General features: G+C 37.1%; 22 protein-coding genes and 1 pseudogene. 19 read left to right on the forward strand and 4 right to left on the reverse strand.

Annotation, left to right across the window (positions count from 1 at the left end; translation table 11 throughout):
* Window positions 1–20 precede the first annotated feature (20 nt).
* Entirely contained in the window at window positions 21–740 is a 720-nt protein-coding gene (locus tag H514_RS22675; RefSeq protein ID WP_051255064.1) for a general stress protein, read from the reverse strand.
* A 332-nt stretch (window positions 741–1,072) separates the two neighbouring features.
* Between H514_RS22675 and H514_RS22680 the strand changes: the two genes are divergently transcribed.
* Complete coding sequence (locus tag H514_RS22680; protein ID WP_154657347.1) at window positions 1,073–1,351, forward strand: NUDIX domain-containing protein; 279 nt, start codon at window positions 1,073–1,075, stop codon at window positions 1,349–1,351.
* 715 nt (window positions 1,352–2,066) lie between these two features.
* On the opposite strand, the pseudogene H514_RS25175 reads toward H514_RS22680, so the two are convergent.
* A pseudogene (locus tag H514_RS25175) lies at window positions 2,067–2,222 on the reverse strand (fructose bisphosphate aldolase); the annotation flags it as partial.
* Between the two features lie 515 nt (window positions 2,223–2,737).
* On the opposite strand from H514_RS25175, the gene H514_RS25290 reads away from it, so the two are divergent.
* Both H514_RS25290 and H514_RS0107105 read left to right on the forward strand, forming a co-directional pair.
* Window positions 2,738–2,869: a hypothetical protein gene (locus H514_RS25290; RefSeq protein ID WP_267879770.1), complete on the forward strand. Its 132-nt coding sequence runs from the start codon at window positions 2,738–2,740 to the stop codon at window positions 2,867–2,869.
* A 353-nt stretch (window positions 2,870–3,222) separates the two neighbouring features.
* Complete coding sequence (locus H514_RS0107105; RefSeq protein WP_027446339.1) at window positions 3,223–4,317, forward strand: hypothetical protein; 1,095 nt, start codon at window positions 3,223–3,225, stop codon at window positions 4,315–4,317.
* A gap of 62 nt (window positions 4,318–4,379) precedes the next feature.
* Here the strand turns inward: H514_RS0107105 and H514_RS0107110 are convergent, their stop codons facing one another.
* Entirely contained in the window at window positions 4,380–5,270 is an 891-nt protein-coding gene (locus H514_RS0107110) for a fructose bisphosphate aldolase (RefSeq protein ID WP_027446340.1), read from the reverse strand.
* A gap of 191 nt (window positions 5,271–5,461) precedes the next feature.
* Here H514_RS0107110 and H514_RS0107115 point away from each other — a divergent pair, with 191 nt between their 5' ends.
* Together H514_RS0107115 and H514_RS0107120 are read left to right on the forward strand one after the other, a co-directional pair.
* Window positions 5,462–6,433, forward strand: a complete 972-nt coding sequence (locus H514_RS0107115) for an alpha/beta hydrolase (protein ID WP_027446341.1) — start codon at window positions 5,462–5,464, stop codon at window positions 6,431–6,433.
* 146 nt (window positions 6,434–6,579) lie between these two features.
* Window positions 6,580–7,497 (forward strand): aldo/keto reductase, encoded by a 918-nt coding sequence (locus tag H514_RS0107120; RefSeq protein WP_027446342.1) that lies wholly within the window; start codon window positions 6,580–6,582, stop codon window positions 7,495–7,497.
* Between the two features lie 318 nt (window positions 7,498–7,815).
* On the opposite strand, the gene H514_RS0107125 is transcribed toward H514_RS0107120, so the two are convergent.
* Window positions 7,816–8,382 carry a TetR/AcrR family transcriptional regulator gene (locus tag H514_RS0107125; protein ID WP_027446343.1) on the reverse strand — a complete coding sequence of 189 codons (567 nt, stop codon included), beginning with the start codon at window positions 8,380–8,382 and terminating at the stop codon, window positions 7,816–7,818.
* Window positions 8,383–8,597: 215 nt separating this feature from the next.
* Between H514_RS0107125 and H514_RS0107130 the strand changes: the two genes are divergently transcribed.
* The 14 genes from H514_RS0107130 (at window position 8,598) to H514_RS0107195 (ending at window position 18,907) form a co-directional block, all read left to right on the forward strand.
* Window positions 8,598–10,595 (forward strand): efflux RND transporter permease subunit, encoded by a 1,998-nt coding sequence (locus H514_RS0107130; protein WP_051255065.1) that lies wholly within the window; start codon window positions 8,598–8,600, stop codon window positions 10,593–10,595.
* 2 nt (window positions 10,596–10,597) lie between these two features.
* On the forward strand, window positions 10,598–12,418 hold the full coding sequence (locus tag H514_RS0107135; RefSeq protein WP_036842017.1) for an X-X-X-Leu-X-X-Gly heptad repeat-containing protein: 1,821 nt from the start codon (window positions 10,598–10,600) through the stop codon (window positions 12,416–12,418).
* Between the two features lie 448 nt (window positions 12,419–12,866).
* Entirely contained in the window at window positions 12,867–13,457 is a 591-nt protein-coding gene (gvpQ, locus tag H514_RS22685) for a gas vesicle protein GvpQ (protein WP_051255066.1), read from the forward strand.
* A gap of 21 nt (window positions 13,458–13,478) precedes the next feature.
* Entirely contained in the window at window positions 13,479–13,721 is a 243-nt protein-coding gene (gene gvpA, locus H514_RS0107145; protein WP_027446346.1) for a gas vesicle structural protein GvpA, read from the forward strand.
* A 93-nt stretch (window positions 13,722–13,814) separates the two neighbouring features.
* On the forward strand, window positions 13,815–14,075 hold the full coding sequence (gene gvpO / locus H514_RS0107150) for a gas vesicle protein GvpO (RefSeq protein WP_231566566.1): 261 nt from the start codon (window positions 13,815–13,817) through the stop codon (window positions 14,073–14,075).
* 31 nt (window positions 14,076–14,106) lie between these two features.
* Entirely contained in the window at window positions 14,107–14,871 is a 765-nt protein-coding gene (locus H514_RS0107155; protein ID WP_027446348.1) for a GvpL/GvpF family gas vesicle protein, read from the forward strand.
* Complete coding sequence (locus tag H514_RS0107160; RefSeq protein WP_027446349.1) at window positions 14,868–15,119, forward strand: gas vesicle protein GvpG; 252 nt, start codon at window positions 14,868–14,870, stop codon at window positions 15,117–15,119. Before H514_RS0107155 ends, H514_RS0107160 begins: the two co-directional genes overlap by 4 nt.
* A 17-nt stretch (window positions 15,120–15,136) precedes the next feature.
* On the forward strand, window positions 15,137–15,940 hold the full coding sequence (locus H514_RS0107165; RefSeq protein WP_027446350.1) for a GvpL/GvpF family gas vesicle protein: 804 nt from the start codon (window positions 15,137–15,139) through the stop codon (window positions 15,938–15,940).
* A gap of 15 nt (window positions 15,941–15,955) precedes the next feature.
* Entirely contained in the window at window positions 15,956–16,216 is a 261-nt protein-coding gene (gene gvpJ / locus H514_RS0107170; protein WP_027446351.1) for a gas vesicle protein GvpJ, read from the forward strand.
* The gene (locus tag H514_RS0107175; RefSeq protein WP_036842016.1) at window positions 16,197–16,496 is read left to right on the forward strand and encodes a gas vesicle protein K; all 300 of its coding nucleotides are present in this window, start codon (window positions 16,197–16,199) and stop codon (window positions 16,494–16,496) included. Before gvpJ ends, H514_RS0107175 begins: the two co-directional genes overlap by 20 nt.
* Before the next feature lie 17 nt (window positions 16,497–16,513).
* On the forward strand, window positions 16,514–16,813 hold the full coding sequence (locus H514_RS0107180) for a gas vesicle protein (protein ID WP_027446353.1): 300 nt from the start codon (window positions 16,514–16,516) through the stop codon (window positions 16,811–16,813).
* Window positions 16,814–16,851: 38 nt separating this feature from the next.
* Window positions 16,852–17,217: a YtxH domain-containing protein gene (locus H514_RS23960; protein ID WP_051255068.1), complete on the forward strand. Its 366-nt coding sequence runs from the start codon at window positions 16,852–16,854 to the stop codon at window positions 17,215–17,217.
* Between the two features lie 117 nt (window positions 17,218–17,334).
* Entirely contained in the window at window positions 17,335–17,640 is a 306-nt protein-coding gene (locus H514_RS22695; protein WP_036842015.1) for a YtxH domain-containing protein, read from the forward strand.
* Window positions 17,641–17,947: 307 nt separating this feature from the next.
* Entirely contained in the window at window positions 17,948–18,907 is a 960-nt protein-coding gene (locus H514_RS0107195) for an AAA family ATPase (RefSeq protein ID WP_027446354.1), read from the forward strand.
* The last annotated feature ends 1 nt before the right edge of the window (window position 18,908 follow it).

Consider the following 18,908-nt stretch of genomic DNA (forward strand, 5'->3'; position numbering starts at 1 on the left):
TTTATTTTTCTTAAATTGTATTAATGTGATTTTGAAGAGTGATGTCTCTCAGCAGCTCTTGAACGAGTTTCCTCTTCATGATGAGGGTGATCTGTATGAGAATGAGTTGAATGGGTTTCATTTTCTACTGAATTTGTACTTTCATCATATTTATGATGTTCTACAGAATCATGATGAGTTGTGTGATCGTGATTTTGATAATGGTGAGGATACATGGATTTGTTTTCTGTGTGATTGGAAAGGAACGTGCGATATACTTTATCTTGCATTTTCTCTGTTGCTTCTACAATGACAATGATTTTTCCATTTTTAAGATGATCCTCATACTGTTGGGCGTCTTTTTTAGGCATACCTGCTCCGACAAGCGCACCTACAATACCGCCACCACCTGCACCTACTCCAGCACCAGTAAGAGAAGCGGCTATTGGGCCAGCTGCAGCAATTTGTCCAATACCCGGGATGGCAAGGAGTCCTAAACCTGTTATCAGACCGCCGATTCCACCTAATGCACCACCGGAGATTGCTCCTAATCCAGCTCCTTTTCCAGCGCTTGACCCTCGACTAGCTTTATTGGATTTTACGGATGTATCCATTTCTTCTTCTAGTACATTTACCTTGTTTTTATCCTTCGCAAAAACAGAGATTTCGTCAGATCCGTAGCCATGGTGTAGTAAATCTGATATGGCCTTCTCTGCATGTCCTACTTTCGAAAATACACCACCAATTATTCTTTGATCCATCGTTTATCCTCCTTTAATAAAATTTCCATCAGTATTCCATACCCGATATTGAGGCTGATAACTCTATCATTCTGTTTAATATATTAGGGGGAGTACTAAAGAGAGAGGATAAGTGAAAACTTCAAAAAGAGAAGTTTCTTCAATACTGAACTAGATCTCGATGAATAAAGGTTTATTTTATTCATTTTTTAAAATTACTTTATTCACTATAGGACCAGTATGATGAATACTTGAATTCGAGATAAACGAATAATTTTCAAGCTTGTTACAAATGGGGAGTGGGACTTCATAAAAGGGGGAGTTAAAAAGAAGAGTATTTAAACGATACTCTAATGCGCGAATTAAAAGAAGAAACGGGTTCAAATGAATTTAGTATAGTAAAGGTATTTGACGAAAAAATTTGTTTCGAATTTCCAAATGAAATTAAAGAGAAAATTGGCTACAAGAAAAAGGAAACAACAATATTTCTTGTAGAGTTTCTAGGTAATAGTCATACGCTTAATCCAAAAGATGATGAAATATGTGAGCTGAAATTCATAGAAAAAGAGAATGTTATTAAGGTACTAACTCACCAAGATACAAAAGATTATTTTATCAAACATTTAGCTTAATCTTTAAATGGGGTAGCAAAATAATTTTATTATCTTGAATTCAAGCTTTCCTGATAAGGGCATTTTAATTAGTTATCAGTCACATGATACGTTGTTATTTTAAACTACTGTTCAATTTTATTTTTAATTTTCTTTACACACCATTTTTTATCTGAATGGGTATGTAGGTTAAGTTTTTTAACAAGAATTTCTGCGCTAGAGAAGTTATGGAAGATTTTATTCGAATTGCTATTTGAGTCTTTTAGGGTTTCTTCAGTTCCCCTTACTTTTCTTGAAATTACGTACATGGGGTGTCAACTCCTAACTCTTAAAGAATATGCAGAATTCGATTTTTTTTAATTATATAGGATATATAGAAATTATTGGATTACATTTTATTTAAAAATTCTTTTCTATGTTACAAAATTTTGTATGGATGAAATTCTACAATTGATTTGAAGGGATCTATTATTAAAATTATCTCAACTGCTAGAATGTGAAGAATTGTTATTAAGTAGGAAGTGGAGTAGTTTAACAAGACGATAAATTAGGAGGGTTTAATGAAATCCTGATTTTAATTTTAAGTTCATAAATAAAAACGGTAACACAAAAGAGTTTCTCCCACTTGAATAAGCAGTAAAAAAATGACCTCAACATATGCAAGATTTTATACAAAAATCATCCTAAAATTAAAAGCCACTCAAAATCCTAAAGATTATAGAGTGGCTCTTTCATATTATCTCTTATTCACAGAAGCATCATAAATCTTATCGACAGCATGCTTCATGGAGTTATTGAATTCTTCATCTGATTGATTTGCACTTAAGTCAGCAATTAACGCACGGGAGAAGCTTGCAATTAAGCCTTCATTTTCTTTTAGCTTTTCATTGGCAATGTTATACTCCCCTTTCTATCCTTATCTTAACACTATTCTTTATTTATGACTTTTCTTAAGAATTGTGTCAGCTGACAATATTTTTCGACCCATACGAGATAGTGATTTAACAGGGATGAAAATAAATGATATTCCTGTAGAAGAACTACTCGATGTATATTATAAAGCCAATGAAAATAATTAACATTGATTATTTAACAATTAAGATTGGTTGTGGCTGAAGTGGAAGAGCAATTCCAATTAAATAATATCCGTTACCGAACAGGGAACAAGCCCTTGTTCCAATGTTAAATATGCCTGAGTTACCTCTCCTGTTTCTACATTAACAGAAACAAGGAAACCGACTATAAGTGTTGAAACGTTTCAACGTTTTAATGTTTTCAAAAGCTTCTATTGGGACGTATTCCAGAGCTAAAATTGTAGCGTGTAGAGTAACAGTGCCATCCGATTTGTAACCGTCCATGCCTAATGGAGTGGCTGCAAATTCAGAACCCCTTCAGGTGTAGCAGCAGATGACATTCCACAGGCTTAAAAACCTAGATGAAATGATGATTGAAACCACCAAACAGTGTGTAGAATTAGGTGTTATCAAGGGAACTGGTTTCAGTATCGATGCCACCCATGTCGAAGCGAATACGATTTAAAAAACCCTGATTACCAAGAGATTGAAGATCACAAAGAAGCTAAAGCCGTTATGAAAAAGAAAGTTCAAATTGTTATAAATACCTTTAAGTTTGGGTTTGGTATCAAAAAAGAAGGAATCTAGGAGGGCTGCTACCCTCTTGAAATTAACCGCTATGGCGGTTAATTTCGCCTGATTGTCCATGCTTAAGAGGCCATATCCCCAAGCTCGTGATAGACCGTGGAATCGTTTGAGCTCCTCAATCTAGAAGTCTATAACCTGTCAACATATTAAGAACTTAAATGTAACAATTTATCTTTTCATTGAATAATATAGCTCTTGTATAAAACTCTATACAGAGGGTGAATAGTATTAATGATTAAAATATATAAACCTGAGTTAAAAAGGTCATCTACGGGAGTTAGAGCCCAAGCCATTTATGAGTATAATGGAAGTAAGAATGTTTTATGGTATGAAGTTGAAGAGAAGTATAGTGATTATTTAACAATAGAAAGAGCAGATGCATTTTTAGTAGGGTTACTATTCTATGCGATAAAAAAAGGGGAAGATATTGAAGTTCATGCTCCGCTTTCTGAAAGATTATTTTATACCATAAATAAGTATCTAGCAGAATTAATAGCAGAGGTTCATGGATATAAAAAAATAAGAGTGTATTGTGAGGAGCTGACATCTGACCTAGTGCGAAATGAGGGGGCAGTAGGGATGGGGCTTTCTTGTGGAATTGATTCTTTTGCAACGCTCATCGACCATCTAGAAGATGATTGTCCAAAAAATTATGAAGTGACCCATTTTACTTTTTTCAATGTTGGTTCAAATGGAGATGTCGGTGGAGAAGGAGCAAGGGCTCTTTTTGCAGAAAGGGCTAAAAATGCTAGAGCTTATTCAGAAGAGTTTGGATATAAATTTATAACTGTAGATAGTAATATTAGTGAGATATTAAACAGTATTTATGCCTCCACTCATACTATAAGAAGTATGTCGGCAGTCCTCGTGCTACAAAAATTATTTAAATGTTATTATTATGCTAGTGCATATCCTATCAAAGACTTTAAATTAAGAAAAAATTCTATGGGATCCTATGATATTTTTAATTTGAGCATGTTATCGACCGAGAGTCTCAGCTTATTTTCTTCATGCGCAAACAAAACCAGAGTTGAAAAAACAAAAATGGTTGGAAACTTTAGACCTGCATATAAGTATTTAAATGTTTGTGTTAATGATAATAATAATTGTGGTCGATGCCCAAAATGCTTAAGAACTTTATTAACATTGGAGCTATTCGGTAAGTTGAAAGAGTTCGAAAGTGTTTTTAATCTAGAGGCATATGAAGCAAACAGAAATATGTATATTAACCAAGTCATTGCGGAACACCAATCCAACGTATATTCTAGAGAAATTTTTGAAGAGATGAAACGACAAAATTTTAAATTTCCCTCTTCATCAAAATGATTATCCATTCTAATTTTAAAAAGCCACTCAGAGTATGAAACTCTAGAGTGGCTTTGTTATACCTATTTTTTATTCACCGAAGCATCATAAATCTTATCGACAGCATGCTTCATGGAGTTATTGAATTCTTCATCTGATTGATTAGCACTTAAGTCAGCAATTAACGCACGGGAGAAGCTTGCAATTAAGCCTTCATTTTCTTTTAGCTTTTCATTGGCTTCCTCGCGAGAATAACCACCAGAAAGTGCTACAACACGTACGACACGTGGATGTTCAATTAATTCCTTATAGGCGTTTGCTTTCGTTGGGATGGTAAGCTTTAGCATCACGTTTTCATCTTTTGATAGGTTGTTTAAGTGTTTTAGAATTTCGTTTTTAAGAATTTCTTCTGATTTTTCCTTATCTTCACTGTTAATGTTTACTTCAGGTTCGATGATCGGAACGAGATCATATTCCATAATGCGTTTAGCGATTTCGAACTGTTGGTTTACAACAGCCTCAATGCCACTTTGATTTGATTCGTGGATCACTGAGCGCATCTTCGTTCCAAAGATGTTGCGTTCGTTGGCACGGCGTAGCGTTTCATCTAAATCGTGAATGGGCTTCATCATTTGTACGCCGTTCTCTTTCTCTGCTAGCCCTTTGTCTACTTTAAGGAAAGGAACGATATTGTTATCCGCAAGATAATCAGCCGTATATTTTCCTTCTATTTCGCGGTCCATTGTTTGCTCAAATAGGATAGTACCTAAGATTTTGTCAGAATCAAAAGCAGGGGAGGTAATGATTCTTGATCTCATTTTGTGAACAAGGTCAAACATCTCATCTTCATTAGAGTAAGCATCTTCAGGCACACCATAGCCAGCTAATGCTTTAGGAGTACTTCCTCCACTTTGGTCAAGCGCTGCAATAAATCCATTTCCATTCTTGATTTTGTCAAACTGAGTTGTGTTCATCTTCACCACTCCTTTAATTGTTCTAAATAATCCAATGTTATACTTCCCTTTCTATCCCTATCTTAACACGATTCTTTATTTATGACTTTTCTTAAGAATTGTGTCAGTCGCCAATATTTTTCGACATATTTCGGGTGGTGACAGGCACGACCAATACGTAGTATGATTCATACTATAAGGGAGATGGAAATATGAAGAAACGAATGAGTATAGCATTTGCTGTCGTTTTGCTATTGTTAACCATTGGTCTTTTTGGTGCTGGTCAATACTTTTATGGTGTTGCGATTAATAGTACCAGTGGTGCTGTGGATTTACATGGTGGTGGGGAGTCTGAAACGGCTATAGCTGCAAGTGCTTCAAAAGAACAACAAAAGAAGGAAGAGGTCATCAGACAGTGGACGAAACAACAGGAGTTTGAGAAAGTAGAGCTCACAACAAAAGATGATCTTACATTAAAAGCCCTATATATAGAAAATAAAGAGCCTTCGAGTAAAACGGTTATCTTAGCTCATGGTTATAAAGGGAATAAAGAACAAATGCCAGGTATAACTAAATTCTATTATGAGCAAGGATTCAATGTGCTAAAGCCTGATGCAAGGGGACACGGAGAGAGTGAAGGGCATTATATCGGTTATGGATGGCATGATCGGTTGGATTATCAGCAATGGATCGATCTTTTGATAAAGGAAAAGAATGCACAATCGATTTACTTACATGGATTCTCGATGGGAGCTGCAACAGTTTTGATGACGAGTGGTGAAGATCTACCAGATGAAGTGAAAGGCGTGATTGCCGATAGCGGTTATACATCAGTAAAAGAAGAACTCTCACATCAGATGAAATATCTGTATAATCTTCCTTCATTTCCGGTTTTGAATGTGACAAGTATGATTACAAATGTACGAGCAGGCTACTCGTTTGAAGAAGCATCTGCCATTAAGCAGGTAGAACAATCTGAGCTTCCGATCTTTTTCATTCACGGGGCTAAAGATGACCTTGTACCAACGGAAATGGTTAATCGGCTCTATGAAGCAACGCCTGGTATGAAAGAGTTATGGATTGTTCCGGATGCTAAGCATACAGAAGGGTACACCGTAGCAGAAAAAGAATATCAAAAACGATTAATACAGTTTATTGATAAAGCGTCTAATAAAGAAGGTTAACACCTATGAAGTCCAAACCTCACTTGAGTTCTGATAATGAGTTCAAGGAGGTTTCTTTATGTACAGTCAATTGAAGCCTTTTTTCTATCTCTTTGAATTATTAGGGTGTTAAAATAAATGAAACAATATAAGAGGAGGGCTGTTTTGTGAACAAAATTCAATTAGGCAAAAGTGATTTAGAGGTTGGCGAAATTTCTCTAGGTTGTATGAGAATGAATACATTATCAAAAGAGGAAGCATCAAGAGTTATCCATAATGCAATTGAACAAGGGGTTGATTTGTTTGATCATGCGGATATCTACGGAGGGGGAGAATCCGAATCCGTATTTGCTGAAGCATTCCAAATGAATGATGATGCAAGAGAAAACATTAAACTTCAAACGAAATGTGGGATCCGCAAAGGTTTCTTTGATTTTTCTAAAGAACACATTTTGGAATCTGTAGAAGGTAGTCTTCAACGGTTAAAAACAGATTACATAGATACGCTTCTTCTTCATCGTCCAGACACACTGATGGAGCCAGAGGAAGTAGCTGAAGCCTTTGCCATCTTAAAAGAACGCGGGAAGGTCCGCCACTTTGGAGTGAGTAACCAGAACCCCATGCAAATGGAACTAATGAGTAAATACTTAGGCGAGGACTTGATTATTAATCAATTGCAACTAAGCCTGGTTCATACGCCTATGATTGATGAAGGTTTCAATGTAAATATGCAAAACGATCCTTCCATTGTTAGGGCTAGCAATGCATTAGAGTATTGCCGATTGAATGATATTACGATTCAAGCTTGGTCGCCTTTTCAGCATGGAATGATTGAAGGACCGTTTATCGGAAATGAAGCATTCCCAGAAGTCAACGCGAAGCTTCAGGAGCTTGCTGAAAAATACAACGTTACAGACTCAGCTATGGCCATTGCCTGGATCTTGCGCCATCCTGCTAAGATCCAGCCTGTCGTTGGAACGATGAATACGCAAAGATTAAAAGATATTACTGCAGCTTCTCATATTGAAATCTCACGAGAAGAGTGGTACGAACTCTATCGTGCAGCGGGGAATGATTTGCCTTAACTCTGGATGAATATGAAGGTGAACACATCCTAAAATGAAATAAGTAAAAAGCTTCTCAATTTAAGTGAGAAGCTTTTTTTATCTCTAGGAAATTATAAAATATGTGACTTGTGTATAACTTTTTATGGTAGCGTGGCCACATCCAGCTCCAGCGCCCAGCAACGAAGGGACTTCCCTCGCCTCCGTACGATAAGTCAACATCGATTCACCAAGGGTTCATCGTGTTTCCTATATCGTACTACGGGCTCAGTCCAGTCCCTTCGTTGCTAAACGGGCGCTTGCGCTTTTGTTCTCGTAAATGAACGATTACTTATCTTATTATTCCAAATAAGAAAACCCATAATTAATAAAGTTATTAATCATTACAGCCATTTCCTTTGGGGACTGATCCATATCATTCTTGATCCAATCTTTAATGACATGAATAGCTCCACTGATAACAAAGGTACTTAAATACTCCGAGGCTTGTCTATCTAAAGAATTGTTACCTATGGAATAGTTCATCATAAAGCCCTTAGTCAAATCCATCAATTTTTTCTCAAAGGAGGGGGCTGCTTCTTTATTTAAGAGAATTTGAAACATGAACTTATTCTCTGTGATATATTCTAATATTTTTTGAGTCATTTGGATGGACTCTTCCTCTAATTCTGAACTGTAACCATGCAAATATTCATTCATATCTTCAGTTATTTCTTCTTCTATTTTACTTAGTAAGTCATAGTGGTCGGAATAATGCGTGTAAAAGGTCGAGCGATTGATATCTGCAATTCCGCAAACTTCTTTCACGGTTATCTCCGAGATTGGCTTTTGGGCAAGCAATGTTACTAGGCTTTCCTTAAGTACTCTTCGTGTATATTTTTTCCGTCGGTCTAATTTCTCGTTCATTCTTACCCATCCTTTTATTACATTTTTGTTACAATCCAACACAATGTAGAGATGTGTTGGGGAACTGACGAAATTTACAAAACTGTTTGTTGTATATCCAACACTGTGTCAATACAATAGTAGAATGTAAGATTGGTCTTTGCAAGAGAGGGTGACGTCATATCGATTTAACAGGTCAAATTATTAAACATAAAAAAAGTATTGTGATCACGTTTATGATTATCACTTTGGTTAGTGCGGTTGCTCAATTCGCTGTATCGGTCAATTACAACATGGTTGATTACCTTCCAGAAGATGCGCCTTCGATCGAAGCGATGGACTTAATGGAGCAAGAGTTTGATGAACCAGTTGAAAATGCACGAGTCATGATCCAGGATGTCTCGGTTACAGAGGCTCTGAACTATAAAGAAAAACTAGAAGCGATTGACGGAGTAAGCTCTGTAACGTGGCTGGATGATATCGTGGATTTGAAAGTGCCGCTCGAAATGGCAAATGAGGATACGGTGGAATCGTACTATCTAAATGATTCTGCTTTGTTCTCTATACACATTCAAGAAGGATATGAAGTAAAGGCTACCGACAATATCTATGAATTGATCGGTGAGGATAATGCTATTGCGGGTGAAGCGGTCAATACGGCAACTTCTCAAAAAATGGCTGGAAACGAATCCATGTATGCTGGTGCCTTATTAGTTCCGATCATCATTCTTATCTTGATCCTATCTACGAATTCTTGGATGGAACCGGTGTTCTTTTTAACAGCCATTGGAGTTTCTGTCTTAATCAACTTAGGAACAAATATTTTTATTGGTGAAGTATCCTTTGTAACTCAGTCGGTCTCACCAATATTACAGCTTGCTGTGTCACTAGATTATGCCATATTCCTGCTTCATAGCTTTTCTGATTATCGTAAAGAAGTTTCCGATCCTAAGGAAGCGATGCAACTTGCTATGAAAAGGTCCTTCCCAGCCATTATTGCCAGTGCTTCAACCACATTCTTTGGTTTTACAGCACTGACATTTATGGACTTTGGGATTGGTGCGGATTTAGGTCTTAACCTTTTAAAAGGAATATTATTGAGTTTTATTAGCGTTATGGTCTTCTTATCGGCGTTAACGGTGATGTTTTATCACTGGATCGATCGTACAAAGCATAGACAGTTTGTTCCGGATTTCAAAAATATCGGCAAACGCGTAATGAAGTTTAGAATTCCTGCTTTAGTACTTGTGTTGCTTATGATCGTCCCTGCCTTTTTAGCCCAAAGTAATACAACATTTATATATGGAACCGGTGAGCATCCGGACAACACAAGGGCGGGCCAAGACGTAGCTGCGATACAAGATGAATTTGGGAAAAACATGCCGATGGTGCTGCTTGTACCTAAAGGGGATCGAGCGAAAGAGGAAGAGCTTGTACAAGATTTAGAGGATCTCCCTAATGTTTCAAGTGTTCTATCATATGTCAATATGGTCAGTTCTGCCATTCCGCCGGATTATTTAGAGAAATCGATGACGGAGCAGTTTTATTCTGATGACTATACACGAATTACGCTCTATACAGAAACAGAGGCAGAAGGGGAAGAAGCTTTTTCCTTAATTGAAAAGGTGCATACAACAGCTGATTCTTATTATGATGAAACGCGTTTACTTGGTGAGAGTGTGACCTTGTATGATATGAAAAATATCGTCCAAGAAGATAATAAATTAGTCAATTGGCTTACAATTATCACGATTACGATCGTTCTTTTGATTACGTTCCGTTCAATATCTATACCTATTGTATTGCTATTGACGATCCAGGCGTCTGTGTGGATTAACTTGGCATTTCCGTACTTTATGGATACGCCCCTCGTATATGTTGGTTACTTGCTTATCAGCACAATTCAACTAGCAGCTACCGTAGATTACGCGATTCTTTTCACAGAGTATTACAATAATCTCCGGAAAGAAATGCCTGCTATGCAAGCTATCAAGAAAACAATCGATGATAAGATCTTTGCGATTTTTATATCAGCTTCAATCCTTTCCAGTGTTGGATTCATATTATGGATTACATCAACCAACCCAATCGTGTCTTCCATTGGGTTATTGTTAGGAAGGGGAGCGCTATTAGCGTTCATAATGGTGGTCTTTCTTCTGCCAGCTCTGTTGGTGGTTCTGGACTGGATTATCGAAAAAACAACATGGAAAGCAAACTTTTTTAAGGGGAAATGATAATGAAGTTAAAACGTATTATTGCGGTACTCATGGCGTTTCTTCTTGTTATGCCATCCTTTCTAGTTTCTGCTGAGAAAAATGATTCTTCTTCAGAAGGTAACCAAGATCTGGGGGAAGGGTCATACTCTGAAAAGCATGAAGTCGTATATGCGAAATTAAATGCTACCGGTGACCAAGAAGAGATGTATGTCGTGAACAATTTTAATATTAAAGAGCCAGGAGAAATCGTTGATTATGGACCTTACACGAGTGTTCAAAACCTGACGGACCTGACAAAGATTAAACAAGATAATAGCCGGATTAAATTAACCGCAAAAGAAGAAGAGTTCTATTATCAAGGAGACTTAGAAGGTCAATCTCTACCATGGGATATCAATGTTTCCTATATGCTGAACGGTGAGGCGTTATCTCCTGAAGAGTTATTAGGGAAAGATGGAAAGCTCAAGGTGCAGATCGAGACAGCACAAAATAAAGAGGTCAATCCTCTCTTTTACAACAATTATCTATTACAAATCACGCTTCAATTGGATTCAAAAATCTATGAAAATATTAAAGCTTCAAATGGAACAGTGGCTAATGCGGGTAAAGATAGAAGGGTAACCTTTACCGTTATGCCTGAAAAACAAGGAAGCTTTACGCTTACTTCAGATGTAACTGATTTCGAAATGGAAAGTATCGAATTTGCAGCGGTTCCATCTTCAATGTCCATCGACAAGCCGGACGTTGGAGGAATGAAAAAGGATATGAATTCATTATCTGATGCCACCTCGGAGATCAACCAAGGCGTTGGGGAGCTTCAGAATGGGATAGCAGAACTGAACAATGGGGTAGCCAGTCTGTACAATGGTTCTGCACAATATAAAAACGGGATCAATGAACTTAGTGGAGGCTCTTCAAAACTAGTTGATGGATCTGCATCCATTCAAGCATCTCTTCAACAAATGAGCGAATCTCTCAACAAGAGTTCTAGTGATATGAATCTTAGTGATTTTAAAAAGATGGAAGAAGGACTGCGTCAGCTTGCTGGAGGGTTAAAAGAAACCGAAAAAGGTCTTACGAATCTTAAAGACCAATATGGCAAAGCCCAAAATGCGTTGAGTCAATCCATTGATAGTATCCCAACTTCTGATATCACGGAAAAGGACATCCAGGCTTTATATAAGAGTGGTGCAGATCAAAAAGTCGTTGACCAACTTGTAGAAACGTATAAGGCAGCACAAAAAACGAAGAAGACCTATGAAAATGTGAAAGAAGCCCATAATGCTGTGGGTCCTGCTTTAGAAAAAAGCGCGGGGTCATTAAATGAAATGAGCGCTAGTCTCAGTACTATGGCAGATAACCTAGGAAACAACCTGGAAAATATGAATGTTGACGAGTCGATGGAAGAATTAAAGAAAGGGCTCCAAGCTCTGTCTTCTAATTATAATGATTTCCATGCTGGTCTTAAGGATTATACCAATGGAGTAAATGAACTATCTGGGTCCTACCAAGACATTCATGGTGGTATCGCTGAATTGACAAATGGAACTCAAGAACTGGAAAACGGAGCTTCTGAACTTCATAATGGAACTTCAGAGTTAGCTTCATCAACCAGCGATTTACCAGAGCAAATGCAAAAAGAAATTGATCAGATGGTAAATGAATATGATAAATCTGATTTTGATCCTGTTTCTTTTGTTTCTTCTAAAAATGAAAAGGTGACCTCAGTGCAATTTGTTATTAAAACAAAAAGCATTAAGAAAGTTGAAGAAGAAAAAGAGGAGCCGCAGAAAGAAGAGGAGAAAAGCTTCTGGGATCGTTTGATGGCTTTGTTTAGTTAAAACAAAAATGATTACTCTGTATTATAGAGTTTTAATAACTTAGCGAAAAGAGGGCGAAAAAAGCCCTCTTTTTTTTGCGTTTTTTTTGGTTTTTATACACCTCTATTACCTTTGGACCTTATTCATCTATAATTCATGAGCCTTTTCTCCTTCCTTTATCTCCTTCTGAAATAAATATAATTTCACATACGATATCATAGTGCTCAATTTTTTTATTAATATTTTTATCGTAATGTTTTTGTAATAATGAAAGGCCTATTCTTACAAAAGGCAGGTGTATCAACGTTAGAAATCAAAGTCTATAAATGTCTCTCATTACAATTGTTGTAATATATCTTATCTCACACTTTTCGCCCAGTTTCTAATATTAGATTTCTAGGGTATAAAGACAAATATCATGCGAGGGGCAACCAAGTATGTAGATATTATGATGTTGAGGAGTGGTGAAATGGAGGTAAACCAAAAAGTCAAAAACAACAAAGAAGTATCGGTTTTGACTGGTAGTTTAGCACTTGTTGCATCTCCTCTTTTTGTGCCTAAAGTTCGAAGGAAAATCAAATCGGGTGCACAACATTCCATTTCATATTTAAAGGAACAGTTTCCTAGCACGACTCAAGTGTTTAGGCGTGCAGATGACCCTATCGAAGCCAAAGAAATGGCTGAGGATGAGATGCAGGATGAGATGACTGATGAAATGCGGGATCAGTTCCAAAACCAGTTACAGAAGAAAGTCACTAAGGCCTCCGAAAATCTACAACAATCTAAGGAAGAAAATGCTGAGAAAGTCCATTCAAAAGCACAAGAAGTAAAAGAGAAATTACAAAACAAACTCTTAACATTTCGCGAGAAGCTCTCAGATGTAAAAGAATCTGGAGAAGAGCTATCAGAAAACTTAAATGATAACTCCAAAAATCAGATTTTTGGGGCGAGTGATATCAAAGGTGCACAACAGTTAAAAAGTTCAGTGAATATTAAAAGCTCTACGAACATTAAAGGTCCAAGAGATATTAAGCACCCGTCTGATACTCTTCATTCTTAAGAAAGAGAAAGGAGAATAAGCATGGCCGTTCAAAAGTCGACAGACAGTTCTAGTTTAGCAGAAGTCATTGACCGTATTCTTGATAAAGGTGTAGTCATTGATGCGTTTGCTCGCGTTTCTGTTGTAGGTATTGAGTTAGTGACAGTCGAAGCTCGTGTTGTTATTGCAAGTGTGGATACATGGTTACGTTATGCAGAAGCTGTTGGTTTACTAAGAGATGAAGTTGAGGAAGAAGGGCTAGAAGGAAGACTTTCTGGTCAGTAAAACAAACGCAATCAAGCAAATAAATCTATGGGGTCAGAAATTAATCTGACTCCTCTATAACTCATGTAAAGGGTGAGGGTGGTCGTGAAGTTAATGAAGATTATGGATACAGTAACCCAATTTTTCAATGAACATATAGCTCCTCCTCACAAAATCATCTCAGTTGAAAAACAAGGTGAAGAAGAAGGATGGAGAATAACTTTAGAAGTTATTGAGGAAAGGGATTATATGAAAAAATACGCTCAGGATGAAATGGTTGGATTATACGAAGTTTATATCGATGAAGAGATGGAGATTACAGGTTTTTCTAGGTTGAGTTTACGTTACCGAAGTGACCTTGAGGAACAAGCGTAGTTTCTGAGGAGGCTAGAAGGGAGTGAATAAAATGAGCGAAGAAACAGGGATTTATATATTTTGCGGAATTCAGACCAAACATGAAAACAATTTTGGAACAATTCACTTTGAAGGGGAAGAACGTTCCATTTTCACCATCCATCACAATGATGCAGCCATGGTTGCTGCTGAAGTTCCGATGAAGATTTATCATCCGAATAAAGAAAACTTAATGATGCACCAACAAGTTATTTCTTCTGTAATGGAAAAAGAGGATACGGTGATCCCCATTAGCTTTGGGAATGTTTTTCAAACAAATCATGATGTATTAAAGCTCCTTGAAAGTTTGTATCCCCAATTTAGTCAACTCTTTCCTAAGGTGAAAGGAAAGATAGAAGTCGGTTTGAAGGTTGTGGGAAAAAAGGAATGGTTAGAAGAAGAGATACATAAAAACCCGCAAGTTCAAAATAAGAAACAAACAGTCCAAGAAAAATCAAAAAATGCCGGTTTTTATGATCGGATCCAGCTTGGAGAAATGGCACAGAAGTTCTTTAAGTCTATACAACAGGATGTTCAATCTGACATTCATGATCCACTGACTGTATTGGCTGAGTCCTCACAATTGAATGAACCAATTGGAGAGAAAATGTTATTAAATGCAGCTTATTTAATTGATCGAGACCAAGAAAGCGCCTTTGATGAAAAAGTAAATGAGCTCCATGAAAAATGGAAGGACAAAGTAGATTTTAAATATACTGGTCCTTGGCCTGCGTATAATTTCATTAATATACAATTGAAAGTGGAGGAAACTTCATGATTCATAAACTGTTCACTTCCCCTCTAAATTTGGTTGTCAAAGTTGGAGAACAAGTAAAAGAAGAAGTGGATAAGGAACTATATGATTTGGATCAAATTCAGAAAAAGCTCATTCACCTTCAAATGATGTATGAGCTAGAAGAAATTTCAGAAGAAGTCTACAAAGCTCAGGAAAGTGAATTATTAGCAAGATACGAAATGGCCAAAAAACGAGAAATGGAACAGTGGGAAGACCTGACCAAACGTTAAAAAGTGAGGAAGAAAACATGTCAAAGCTTTTCTATTTATACGGAATTATACCTCAACATGAACAGAAAGAATCTCAATTGCCATCACTTAAGGGACTGGATGATAAACATGACGTGTACTTGTTGCCGTTTGGTGAAATCGTAGCTGTCGGTTGCAACTTAGATGAACAGGAATATGGTGAGGATCAACTTCACGAAAAAACCAACCAAATGGAATGGGTACAAGATAAAGCTTATCATCATCACAATACATTACTTACGATCAGAGAACATTTTACCGTTATTCCAATGAAGTTTTGTACGATTTATTCTAGTGAAGCAAGCTTAAAGCAGATGCTTGAATCGCAACATGAGAATTTGGTGGTTCAATTATCCTCATTAGAAAATAAAGAGGAATGGAACCTTAAAATATATTGTGACTCGGTTAAGTTTAAGGAACAAGTAGAAGCTCACAATTTCAATATAGAGGCGAAAAAAGAGGAGATCTCCCAGATGTCTCCTGGAAGGCAGTATCTAGAAAGGAGAAAGCTTGAGCAACTCATTAATGAAGAAGTTCAAAAAGAACAACAAGCCTTTTGTGCTGAGCTTCATCAAGAATTGGAAAGCTATTCTCAGAATAGTGCCGTGAAGAAAAACTGGAATAAAGATGTTACAGGCAGAACCGAAGATATGTGTTGGAATAGTGCCTATTTATTCTCAACTACCAATGTAGATCATGTTTTGAAGAGGATAACAGAATTTAAATCAGAAGCTGCCGAAAAAGGATGGGAAATTGAAGCTACAGGACCATGGCCTGCCTATCATTTTGCAAATCTATCTTAAAGCGAGGCAAATACGATGTCGCATAGAGAAAACTTTGAAAATAGAGATATTGCTTTGATAGATATTTTGGATACTGTACTTGATAAGGGTGTAGCCATTAAGGGAGATATCATTATTTCAATCGCAGATATAGACCTTGTTTATCTTGATCTGCGCGTTTTGATCTCAGCAGTAGAAACACTTGTTCAGGCTGATGAGAAAACAGCTAATCTTCTATCTTCTAAGCAATTTGATCATGAGAAGGAGGAATTGGAGTATGCCAATGAGCGATCTTGAACAGAAAACTCCAACATCCGGTAGGATCAACTTAGATCCTGATAAAGCAGAACAAGGGTTGGGTCAACTTGTACTTACGGTCATTGAACTTTTAAGACAATTAGTTGAACGTCATGCCATTCGGCGGGTTGATGGCGGAACTCTTTCAGAAGAAGAAATTGAAAAGCTTGGAGTAGCTTTAATGAATTTAGAGGTTAAGATGGATGAATTAAAAGACATTTTCGAATTAGAAGATGAAGATTTAAATATTGACCTAGGTCCTTTGGGTAATTTGCTTTAAAAGGAGTGGATTCACGAATGAGTATTGAACACCCCACTCAGTCGAGCAGTATCGTAGATGTTTTAGAAACGGTTTTAGACAAAGGTGTAGTCATTGCTGGAGATGTAAAAGTTAACTTAGCAGATGTTGAATTATTGACGATTAAAATAAGGTTGATTATTGCTTCAGTAGATAAGGCGAAAGAGATTGGTATGGATTGGTGGGAAACCGACCCTTATTTAAGTTCCAAAGCAGCTAACCAAACTCAAAAAGAGCTAGAAGAGGAAAATAATCAACTTAAGAAGCGCATTGAACAGCTTGAAGAAAAAATGGAATAACGTATTAAAAAATATGAAAATTGAAGGGAGAAATAAATATGACAACACAACAAGAAAGCGTTAATAAAACAACAAAAACGATTAGTAAATCAGGCTTTTTGACTGGAACGATTATTGGAAGTGTTGTAGGCGCAACAGCAAGCTTACTTCTTGCACCTAAAGGCGGAAAAGAACTTAGAAATGATTTGTCACAACAATCTAAGGTGGTATTAGATAAAGGTAAGGATTTAAAAGATCGTACGAGTGAGAAATCAAAGAAGTTACTGAACCCAGGTGAGAATAAAGATGAAACTACTGGAGAAGAAACAAATGAACATGAACTTTCCACAACAAATCATGACCCCTTTCCAGTTGAATTAAGCGAAGTCCCACCAGCGAACTTAGAGGGAGAGAAAGGGAAGTAGGTGCCTGTCACCACCCGTTTTTTGTCGAACGATGTTGAAGTTTTCGACACAAATCGGGCGGTGCCAGGCACCAATACAAGATGAAGCAAAAACATAGTATAGAAGGGAGAAATAATTATGACAAACACAACAGCAAACGTAAAACAAGCAACAAAAGCAACTAGTAAAAAAGGACTCGTTACAGGTACCATTATTGGAGGTGTTGTGGGAGCTACAGCAAGCTTACTTCTTGCTCCAAAAGGTGGTAAGGAGCTGAGAGAAGATCTATCACAGCAATCTAAGGTTGCATTGGATAAAGGGAAAGACTTAAAGGATCGGACAACTGAAAAATCTAAGAAGCTCTTAAATACATCCGATAAGAATGACGGACCATTGCCTGCTGAAGATCAGGAAACGCCTCCGGTAAGTGAACAGAACAGTTAATCGGGTGGTGCGAGGTACCTGGAAGCATACTCACTGCGTAAAGATTACGGTGAGTATGCTTCTTTTTTAATAGGAAAAATGTACAAACGACCCGCCAGAAAGTTTTTGATGAAAATTTTATACCATAACGTTAATCAGTTTATCCTCTCTCACAACAGCAATTACACGCTCAATAAAAGGAAAAATTTACATAAAATTTAACAAGCAATCTATTGCGCTCTCCCCCTGTTATTGTAGTATAGTTAGAATAGACAAAATTTTTCAACAAAATAGAGAAGGATTGTTGTGTTAGGAGGAATTGAAACGAATGACCCAGCAAACGTTTATCTACAATTCAAAGTTACATGATTTGTTTCAGAATATCCAAAAAGTAATGATCGGAAAAAGCGAAGTGACAACCCTTAGTATCGTGGCGTTATTAGCCAGAGGGCATGTACTACTTGAAGACGTTCCAGGAGTGGGGAAGACGATGCTTGTAAAAGCGTTGTCCAAATCTGTAGATTCTGAGTTTAAAAGAATTCAATTCACGCCAGATTTACTTCCTTCAGATGTAACGGGTGTGTCTATATACAATCCGAAAGAATTAGAATTTGAATTTCGACCAGGTCCTATTTTAGGGAACATTGTGTTAGCGGATGAAATTAACCGTACCTCCCCTAAAACTCAGTCCTCATTACTAGAGGGGATGGAAGAAGGAAGCATTACCGTTGATGGATTAACGGTTCCTTTGAAGAATCCTTTCTTTGTTATGGCGACGCAAAATCCAATTGAATATGAAGGAACGTACCCATTACCAGAGGCTCAGCTTGACCGTTTCCTTTTAAAGCTAAGCATGGGTTACCCAACAGAAAAAGAAGAAATGCAAATGTTGAACAATGTTTCGAGAAGCCATCCGATTCATGCTTTAGAAGCTGTGATGTCACAGGAAGAACTGATTGACTGCCAACAGCAGGTTGATGAGGTATATATAGATCAAAATGTCCAACGATATATTATTGATATTGTGACGAAGACTAGAAATCATGCATCGACATACTTAGGTGTGAGTCCGCGTGGTTCGATTGCGTTAATGAAAGCAGCTAAAGCATATGCATTTATCCATGACCGTGATTATGTATTACCGGATGATGTGAAATACTTAGCTCCGTTCGTGTTAGCGCACCGTATTATTTTAACGTCAGAGTCTAAATTTGAAGGGGTAACAGCTTTAGGATTAATTCAGGAACTCTTAGAGAAAACTTCAATACCTGTACGCAGGGAAAAATAAT

The organism is Pontibacillus marinus BH030004 = DSM 16465, assembly GCF_000425225.1.
Classification (GTDB): domain Bacteria; phylum Bacillota; class Bacilli; order Bacillales; family BH030062; genus Pontibacillus; species Pontibacillus marinus.